Raw genomic sequence first — 9,493 nt, 5'->3', positions numbered from 1 at the left:
TGACGAAAGCGGGCGTGTGACAGGACGCGCAGCCAATGTTGTGGAACACCTCTTTCCCGCGCAGAACCTGCGGGTCATCCGCATCGCGCCGGGCGGGAACGCCCAGGTTGCGGCTGTAGAAGGCCACCAGATCCATGCCTTGCTGGTCGATCTCAAAGCCGCGTTCGTCGCCGTCACCATGCGGGGCGGTCTGGCAATCGGCCTGCGCCGGCGTGCAGTCGCCAAAAGGCGCGGGGTAGAGCGGGCTGGAAATGCCGATATCGCCGGCGAAGGCCGCGGCCGACTGCTCCATGATCGTCGGCATGCCCGCCTTCAGCCCGAACCGGCCCAGCATGGGTTCGCCGAATTCCGTCGACCACACGATGTTGGGCCGCCCCGAGATCCCGTCCCCATCGGCGTCGTCGGGGTCGGCCTTGGCCAGGATGTCCTCGGCCGGGATCGCCTCGAGCAGGCCCAGACCGATCATCTGCGGCGCCACGCGTGGGCTGAGCATCGCGTCCGGGTGCAACGGCCCATAGCCCAGATCGGCCGCTCTGTAGGTGGGCTTGCGCAGCGACACGGCTTCGCCGTCGGACAGTTCCACCGGGATTTCCTCGTAGGTGATGTCCAGCCGGTATTCGGCCTGGTGGCCGGGCAGGGCGAAATCCTGCATCTGGCCGCCATAGGTGGGTTCGGGCAGGGTGGCGAGATACCCCGCGATCTCTTCCGGCGCGTCCGCGGGCGTTCCGGGGATGGAAACGCGCAGGAACATCGAAATGGCGTTGTCTTCGGGTCCGGCCGGGGTGTGGCCACGCCCGTCCTTGATGTGACAGCGTTGGCACGACCGGGCGTTGAACAGCGGCCCTAGCCCATCCGAGGCCAGAGTCGAGGACGGAGACGACACCCAGACCTTCTTGAACAGCCCGTTGCCGACCTTGAAATCCAGCTCCTGCTCAAAGCTCAGGTTGGCCGAGGGTTGCGAGAACGCATCCGCATCGGTCCGGGCGCGCACCGTCGCGGCGCCTGCCGGCAGGTCCTCATAGCGCTGGGGCTGCGTGAAATCCGACGGCGCTGCGGTGACTGTGGCGATCCGTGCCCGTTCAGCGTCGGTTCGGGGGAGGGGGTTCAAATGACTGTCCCGCAGATCCTGAGACAGGGAAGGGGTGGCCGCAAAAACGGCCACCACGAAGAGGCCCGTCTTATTCGGCCTCGTCCATTTTCGATGCATTGAGTTGCGCATAATTTGCTTCGCCGAGTCTTTCGTACAGATCGAGCTGGGTTTCGAGGAAATCGATATGGCCTTCTTCATCGGCCATCAGTTGTTCGAACAGCGCCATCGACACGAAGTCGCCGGCCTGTTGGCAGTATTCGCGCGCTTCCTTGTACAGGGCCCGGGCGTCGATCTCGGCCGCCAGGTCGCATTCCAGGGTTTCCTTGGGCGTCTGGCCGATGCGCAGCGGGTCGAGCTTTTGCAGGTTGGGGTGGCCGCCGAGGAAGATGATCCGCTCGATCAGCTTGTCCGCGTGCTGCATCTCTTCGATGCTTTCCTCGCGGCTTTTCTTGGCCATGTGGCCCAGGCCCCAGTCCTCCTGCAGGCGGTAATGCAGCCAGTACTGGCTGACTGCGGTCAATTCATGCCGCAGGGATTTGTTTAAGTATTCGATGACTTTGGGGTCGCCCTTCATCTGCACTCTCCTGTGTATCATCCACGCGCAGGGCGCGGAGTTGCATGGGTACTTCGAGGTTATCGGTTGCGCGCATCGTGTCCAGAAACAGCGGCATACACCCGCCACAATCCGCCGATTTTCCCAAAGCATGGTAAATCTTGCCCGGCGTGATGATGGTTTGAGGATCTGCCGCGCGCATCCAGTCGATTGCCGCGCGGATGTCGTGATCCGTGATGTTGGTGCAGTGGCAGACGATCATGGCGACTCGGCCTTTCGTAATTCCTAGTCAAATAGTAGGGTATTTGCTTCGGGTCCAGACACAGCTTGTCGCAGGGTCGGGCGCAAGCGGTCGCTGCGCCCGGCTGCTTTGGTTCATCAGTGGAAAACGGCGTCGGGGTTGTCGAGGCTGTCGGACCCTTCGAATGCGACATTGCCCAAGCCCAGCACGGACACGATACGTTCAATCGTCTTGGTCTGATCGATCAGACCTTCGACACCGCCCATGATCAGCGTTTCGCCACCGACGTTCCCGCGCTCGAGCATCTGATCGTAGGCTAATCCGGCCTCGGCTGCGGTTTTGATCTGGCCCAGCGCGTACATTGTGTTGGCCAGCTTTGTCTTCATCTCGGTGTCCAGAGCCGGGTCCGAGGCCGCAACCAAATCCGACAGGGACGGACCCGAAACCGGAGTGCCGTCAATCCGGACATACCGACCCAGATAGACGTTCTGAATCCCCAACCCGTCATAGTAGTGGCTGTTGTGCGTGTTGTCCGAGAAACAGTCATGCTCTTCTTCCGGGTCGTTCAGCATCAGTCCAAGGCGCATGCGCTCACCGGCCTGTTCGCCATAGGACAGGGATCCCATGCCCGTCAGAATTGCACTGATGCCCGAGTCGGCGTCGTTGGTCAGGGCCGCCCGCGCGGCACCGTCCTCCTGCCATTGCGCGGCCATCCATTCCAGGTCCGAGACCAGCAGGTCGGTCGCCGCCACCAGATACTGGGCCCGGCGATCGCAGTTGCCGCCGGTGCAGGACTCGTCCTGCGCATAGGCGGTCCACGGACGGTTGCCGGCGCCCTCGCCGTGACCGTTCAGATCCTGGCCCCACAGCAGGAACTCGATGGCGTGATAACCCGTTGCCACATTGGCCTCGATTCCGTCGGCCTCGTGCAGGGTCTCAGACAGCAGCTCGGGCGTGATCTCGGTGGCGTCGACCGGCTGGCCAGACAGCTCAAAGCTAGGCGAGGCAATCACGTTCAGAACCGCAAGCTCGTTTTCGTCCGTCGCGCCGCCATAGGCCGCATCCACATAGTCGATCAGACCCTCGTCCAGAGGCCACGCATTCACCTTGCCTTCCCATTCGTCGACGATGGGATTGCCGAAGCGATAGACCTCGGTCTGTTGATAAGGAACGCGCGCGGCAACCCAGGCCTGGCGTGCGGCGGTCAGGTTTTCAGCAGAAGGCTGGTCAACCAGCGCGGCAACGGCGGCCTGCAACTTGCGGGCAGCACGCAGGCTGTCGTCATATTTTGCTTCGGCAATGTCAGCATAGGTGTCCAGAATGTCGACCTTGGCGGGGGCGTCGCCGGCGGCTGCCGTTGTTGCCATAAGCAAGGCTGCCAGGCTGGTCGTCGAAAATACGCGGGTCATGAAGTTCAGGCCTTCCTGTCGAAATGAATGGGCAAGAGCACCCGGTGCGGGGCGCAGAGATGAATATTAACTGAGTGAAATTGTAAGTTATGTCAACCCGAGTCTTTAAGTCGGGAATTAATTGTGAAACACGCCGTTGTTTTGGCCAAATACGGTTTGGCTGGATGGGTTCTCTGGATCTGCCTAGCCATTTCCAGCGGGGTCAGACGGGGTTGCGCGCCGTTGCCTGCCGATTGCGCGCAGATACAATGATGGTGTGATTCTTGAGTTGGTGGTGTTTGCGTGATGAGATCCCTGGCGTTTGCCCTTTGCGTGTTTCCCCTTGCGTTGGACGCGCAGCAGGAAAGGGCGCCAAAACCCGCAGCGCTGGAGATCGCGTTTTTAGATTCGGGGTACACGCTGTCTCTGTCTGTTCCTGCGTCAGAAATCGTTGGCTTTGAACTTCCCGCTTCGAGCGCAGAGGAAAAGGCGAAGGTCGCGGTCGCCATTTCGGACCTGTCACAGCCCATGACCCTGTTCGCGGTCACGGCCGAGGCGGGTTGTGCCACGGCCACGGCGAACGTGGCGCTGGTCGGCGGCGAAGCCGGTTCGGCCTTGGGGCCTGACGATCACCGGCCCGAATTTCAGGCCGAATACACGATCAGGTGCAGCAACCTTCAGGCGCTTGGTGAAATTAGATTTGATTACTTCGACCGGTTTTCGCAGGCTGAACGTGTGGACGTGCGGGTTCAGTCACCGGGTGGTAGTCACGCCGTCGCGGTTACACGAGAGACCCCGTTGGTTGATCTCTCCGAGTTTATGTGACCGGGGTTTCTTTCATTCCTTGTGGTGAAAGATGAAGCCGATGAAGTTCAGCAACAGCTGCGCAGCAAGGATCTGCGTGCTTTCGGTCGGGTCATAGGCCGGGGCAACTTCGACAAGGTCGATGCCAGCGACCTGCCCTTTCCGGGCAAGGCCCTGCAGGATTTCCAGAACGTCGTAGTACAAAAAACCGCCGTGGCTTGGTGTTCCGGTGCCCGGTGCAATGGATGGGCAAAACGCGTCAATGTCGATGGTCACGTAGTATCGGACGCCCGAGGGGATGCGGTCCAACACCCGTTCGGTCCCCAGCTTGCGGACCTGCCGTACCGACAAGATGTCGGAGCCGCGCGCGCGTGCATCTTCGTAACCTTCTTTCGCCGTCGATGAGACGTTGCGGATGCCCAGCTGGGTCATACCCGAGACATAGTCCTTCTCGATCGCCCGCCGCATCGGGTTTCCATGGCCCGCCGTAACGCCATGACGCTCGTCCACGAAATCCAGATGTGCGTCGATCTGGACCACGTGAATGGGACCGTTTCGGGCGCAGTCCTGATCAAAGGCGTTGATGCAGGGAATGTTGATGGAATGGTCACCACCGATCGTCACGGGCAGAGCGCCGGCCTCAAGGATCTTGCGCACCCCGTATTCGATATTCGCGTGGCTGGCTTCGGTTTTGGTGTGGATGATGTCGGCATCCCCCAGATCGACGATGCGCACCTCTTCGCCCAAATAGGTGGCATCGTCCTCGTGATCATAAGCACCTGCATGACCAAAGCTGAACAGAGTCGATGCCTCGCGCACCGCACGCGGGCCGAACCGGGCTCCGGACCGGTATTGGCAGCCGAAGTCGAACGGGGCGCCCAGGATGGCGACATCGGCATCGATCTGGTCCCAGTCCTGCACATATGGCTTCTTGCCGAATGTGGCGATGCCGACGAACGGCAGATTCAGGCGGCCGGATTCATATCCATGTTTTGACATTGGGGGCTCCGTTGCTTTGAACCGGCCGCGGGTCTGGCGGGTTGCTTGCACGTTGGCGTCTATCACCCGATCAATCAAGGCCGCTCTGCCCCAGCGGTGCATCAGATTGCGAAGCTGGGTAAACCCCACAATCCCAGTGATTTTTCTGCCAATCTGTACTAAGAATGCAGGTATCGCTCGTATTGCCTGCGCAAATTGAGGGGTGGAGCCAGCATTGAATGGCGCCACGCGTCGGGCGGTCTGCCGTTTGTCCGGCGGGGGAGACTACAAAGTACAAATGCTGATTTCAGGAAAGTGACCACGAAATACGAAACCATTGCGCCACTGACTTTTTGGGGGAGGAACTGGCCGTGTCCACACAGACGATTTCCAATTCAAAACCGATTGAAGCCACATCTGCCGATTGGGAGAAGATATTCGCCGTCCTGCCCGGCGAAAAGGTGCGGCAGAGCGCCGAGCGGCTCAGGCAGCATTTCGATCTGTTCGAAGTTCTAGAGGACACGGTACTACCGCCGCGCGGGATGTATGTGGTTTTGGACGGCATCGTGAAGCTGCGCCAGAACGACGTTGATCTGGCGACCGCCGATACCGGGGACTATTTCTACGAAGAGCATCTGGAGATCCGCGACATACCGGTCAGCCTGCAGGCCGTGGCCTTGCCCGGCACTCGGCTGGCCTTTCTGGCCAGTAACGAGTGGCTGGATATTCCCGCGGAAATTCGACGCGAATGCTACGCCACGCTGTTCGGCGATCTGGTCAGCGTGCATCTTCAGAATTTCCAGCAGCCGATCAACTGCTGCAGCGTGACCGCGGCCGCGCTGAGCATGTCGGCGCTGGGCTTCAGCTGCGAGGTGAACGACATCTTCCGCGTCTGCGAACTGCCCACCAGCTTTGTCGTCAATGACGGCATCTCGCTGGGTGAACTGTTCGACGTTGCGTGCACCTATATCCATTCGCAGGGTCTGCGCGACCTTGTGCAGGTCCAGGCCTACTTCATGGACGAGGCGACGACCTCGGTGCCGCTGCTGCTTGAGGCGATTGACGAATCCAATCGACTGGGCGGAGACAACGATATTCTGGTGGCGAATTTTCAGGTTGGGGTCGCGCATGGCAAGCCCACCATGCCCGGCGGCCATTTCGCGGTGATCGCCAAGTGCAACCCCAGCACCGGGTTGGTGCACATGATGGATGTGCATCCCGAAAAATACGGCAAGCTGTGGGTCACCACGATCGACCGCCTGTACGCGGCCATGTCCGACCGCGACGGCACTTCGATGCGCGCGCGCGGGCTGCTGCGGTTCTCTGCACGCGAAGCGGTCAAGACCACGCTGCAGACCTTCCGGCAGGACTGCAACTATGTGGACAGCACCAGGTATCTGGCCCGCGATCCCAAGAAGCGCCGCAACCTGTTCCGGCGGGCAAGCCCGAACATGAACAGCCTGGGCGTCCTGGCTGAAAGCCTGCAGATCCTGGGCGATGTCCAGGTCACCGAAGACAAGCTGCTGATCGCGACCCAGACCTCGTACACCGAGGCGCTGAGCCGGGTTTCGACCGCCAAGAAGATGAGCGAGATGGCCCAGCGGTATCTGGCCGGCACCTCCGAGGTGCATATCGGCAGCACCTTCCGCAGTTATGCCAAACGACCCGGGAAGGACAAAAGGTCGCCGCAAGACTGGTTCCGGGATCAGCTGCGCAGTCTGAACGAACATGAGGGGCGCCACCTGATGATCAACATCGACTTCAACCGCGTGTTGGGGTTCGAGGTGATCCGGCCGCCCGAAAACGTGTTCCGCGAGACGGCGCTGCTGGAAGAGTTCTGGTGCTTGTGCGTGGCCTATGACGAAAAGGCCGACCTTGTCACGGTCGTCGATATGAGCCCGGCGACTTCGCAGGTTTGGCAGGCGCCGCGCGGGCATATCTTTCGCGGGCTGCGCGACCTGAAAAGCCCGGCCATGCTGGTGATCGAGGAGACCCAGCCTCCGGAAGACCCCAGCGACGTGGCGCGGATCGTCCGGGAAAACCCGCTGGTTCTGTTCTACGAGGATGAGGACCCGTGGTCGAACATGCTGAAGAACATTCTGGCCAATATCGGCGCGACCGGTCTGAAATTGGTCGATGTCGCCGGACACGGGGCCAACGCCATGAAAATGCGCCGGCAACTGGTGGCGGAAAGCGGCAAGGAAAAGGTGCCTTATCTCTTCTTCCATGGGAAATGCCTGGGCAAGCGCAGCGATATCGTTGACATGATCCTGGATGGCGGCCTGCAGGAAGACATGAAGAAAGCCGGTCTGCCTGTCTTGCTGCGCCACGAGTCGCCGAGCCTCGACAAGAACATCTTCGGGTATCCCAAGGGCGGGTTGACGGCCCCGCCAAACGGTCGCCGGAACGTTCTGCTGTGCGCCTGCGGCTCGTCGGCTGCGGACAAGGTGCCTCAGCTGGTCGCCCGGATCACCGAGGCAGGTCACAACGTGAAACTGATCCCTTCGGTTTCGGCCGAAAAGTTCTTTCGCGATATCGGGACCGACAAGGCCAGCGAGGCCCGCAAGGCAAAAAAGACCGGGAAGAAAACCAAGACGGTTGACGACTACATCACCCACAATGACTACTACCGCGACGATGACGAGTGGAACTTTCGCTATACCGAGTTCGGAATGCCCTTGCGCGCCTCGCATCTTGCGCTGTGCGACTGGGCCGATTGCGTCATTGTCGCGCCGGTCACCTGCAACACGATGGGCAAGATCGCCAACGGCATTGCCGACAACCTGCTGACCTCGGTTTTTGTGGCCTGGCAGTACCGCAACAAGCCGGCGATCCTTTGCCCAGCTTGCAACACCAACATGTGGAACAATGTCACCACCCAGAACAATGTCGAAAAGCTGCGCGATCTGGGGATTGATCTTGTGGGTCCCCGCAAGGGGCGCTTGTCGAACGGGATGATGGGCGTCGGCATGATGGCCACGCCCGACCAGATCATGGAGGTGCTGGAAGAAGCCTTCGAAGAGTTGGAAAACCACGAACACAATATCTGCAAATGGGCGCAGGATGCTGCGGCCTCGGATGACTTCGCCCAATGGGAGCCGGTGTTTCAGGCCATAGATGATGGGGTCGCCGGTATCGACATTGTCGATGACCATAATGGCGACACGCTGCTGCACTATGCGGCGGGCGGCGAGGGCGAGCTGACCGAGAACGGGCAAGATCTGGGAAAACCGGACATCGAGGCGGCCAAAGCCCTCATCGCAAGGGGTATCAACGTGAACGCGGTCAATGACCACGGATTTACCAGCCTGCATGTCGCCGCGATGAACAACTCGGCCGAGATGGTAGAAACACTGCTGGCGGCGGAGAGCATCGATGCAAGCCCTCTGATCCACTTCCTTCAGGATCCGGTGCGGTCCAGGGGCATCAGGGTGTCGGACGAGATCCGCGCGATGTTGGACGAATGGGCCAACACGCACGCCCTTTCAGAACCGGAAGCGGTGGAAGACGAAGACGACCTGATCGATGAACGCGAAAAGACCTATCTGTATTTCACCTACGGATCGCTCAAGAAAGGATTCCCCAACCACGACGCTCATGCGGACGTTCTGGATGATTTCGTTGGACAGGCGGTCACTCGGCAGCCCATGCCCCTGATCGTGCCGAAAGAGCCGTTTTGCGACAACCCGAACTGTGCCTATCTGCACCGCATGGCCACACTGGTGGATCGCAAGGGCACTGGCCGTCCGATCAAGGGCGAGGTCTACCGGGTCACCTCGGGCGGGTTGAAGGAACTCGACAAGCTCGAGGGTTTTCACGGACCGGGCGCGGCTGACAATGTCTATGTCCGCAAGCGGATCAATGTCCTGATGGATGGCGTGAAAAAACCGGCCTACGTCTACGTCATCGCCAATCCGGAAAAATACCTTGCCGAACTGGAAAGCGGTGCGTCCGAATTGGTCGACGAATACTCGATCGACATGGCCACAGGGACGCTCAAGCCCGGGTATGAGGCGGCCGCTAGCCGTCCTGATGCGTGATGGCCTCGGGGGCATCCGTTGACGGAGGTGACTTGAGGCTGAGGTTGTAGGCGGTGATCGCGATCATGCAGCTCAGGACAAATGGCCAGAACGCGGCCTTCGGAATCAGGTTGTCACGATAGTGGATCAAGCGCAGCGACGGTGCGGACTCGGAGACGAACAGATAGGTGTTCACCGAGACAACAAGCAGCATGAAGTACATCAGGAAAAAGAAGGACTCCATGTAGATTACCGGTGACCCGGCAAAACCCTCGCGCAATTGCACATGGGCCAGCAGGATCACGAAGAACAGGACCGAGCAGGTTCCGATCACGCTTGAGGTGCTGAAATCGTGCCGTTCGACCAGGTTCGGCTTCCGCGTCACCGTCATTACGGCGCCGAAGAGAAGCATCGTGACTA

At 60.2% G+C, this 9,493-nt stretch carries 7 protein-coding genes and 1 pseudogene; 2 read left to right on the top strand and 6 right to left on the bottom strand.

Features of this window, described 5'->3' with window-relative positions:
• From AC2FM5_RS18310 to AC2FM5_RS18295, 4 genes are all read right to left on the bottom strand, one after another.
• Positions 1-1,207: di-heme oxidoreductase family protein (locus tag AC2FM5_RS18310; RefSeq protein ID WP_496737295.1), on the bottom strand; the 1,207-nt coding region annotated here is incomplete at its 3' end.
• Complete coding sequence (gene bfr, locus AC2FM5_RS18305) at positions 1,179-1,664, bottom strand: bacterioferritin (protein ID WP_149776400.1); 486 nt, start codon at positions 1,662-1,664, stop codon at positions 1,179-1,181. The genes bfr and AC2FM5_RS18310, both read right to left, overlap by 29 nt.
• Entirely contained in the window at positions 1,612-1,905 is a 294-nt protein-coding gene (locus tag AC2FM5_RS18300; protein WP_170599022.1) for a (2Fe-2S)-binding protein, read from the bottom strand. Before AC2FM5_RS18300 ends, bfr begins: the two co-directional genes overlap by 53 nt.
• Before the next feature lie 116 nt (positions 1,906-2,021).
• Complete coding sequence (locus AC2FM5_RS18295; RefSeq protein ID WP_496737292.1) at positions 2,022-3,293, bottom strand: imelysin family protein; 1,272 nt, start codon at positions 3,291-3,293, stop codon at positions 2,022-2,024.
• Between the two features lie 285 nt (positions 3,294-3,578).
• Between AC2FM5_RS18295 and AC2FM5_RS18290 the strand changes: the two genes are divergently transcribed.
• Entirely contained in the window at positions 3,579-4,097 is a 519-nt protein-coding gene (locus AC2FM5_RS18290; protein WP_496737290.1) for a ZrgA family zinc uptake protein, read from the top strand.
• A gap of 12 nt (positions 4,098-4,109) precedes the next feature.
• Here AC2FM5_RS18290 and speB read toward each other — a convergent pair whose 3' ends face one another.
• Complete coding sequence (gene speB / locus AC2FM5_RS18285; protein WP_496737288.1) at positions 4,110-5,075, bottom strand: agmatinase; 966 nt, start codon at positions 5,073-5,075, stop codon at positions 4,110-4,112.
• Between the two features lie 350 nt (positions 5,076-5,425).
• Between speB and AC2FM5_RS18280 the strand changes: the two genes are divergently transcribed.
• Entirely contained in the window at positions 5,426-9,094 is a 3,669-nt protein-coding gene (locus AC2FM5_RS18280; RefSeq protein WP_496737286.1) for a flavoprotein, read from the top strand.
• On the opposite strand, the pseudogene AC2FM5_RS18275 reads toward AC2FM5_RS18280, so the two are convergent.
• Positions 9,075-9,493 (bottom strand): annotated as a pseudogene (locus AC2FM5_RS18275) (hypothetical protein); the annotation flags it as partial. The gene AC2FM5_RS18280 and the pseudogene AC2FM5_RS18275 overlap by 20 nt on opposite strands.

It is taken from the genome of Ruegeria sp. BHSA162, assembly GCF_059613385.1.
This window is presented reverse-complemented; position numbering and strand designations above follow the sequence as displayed.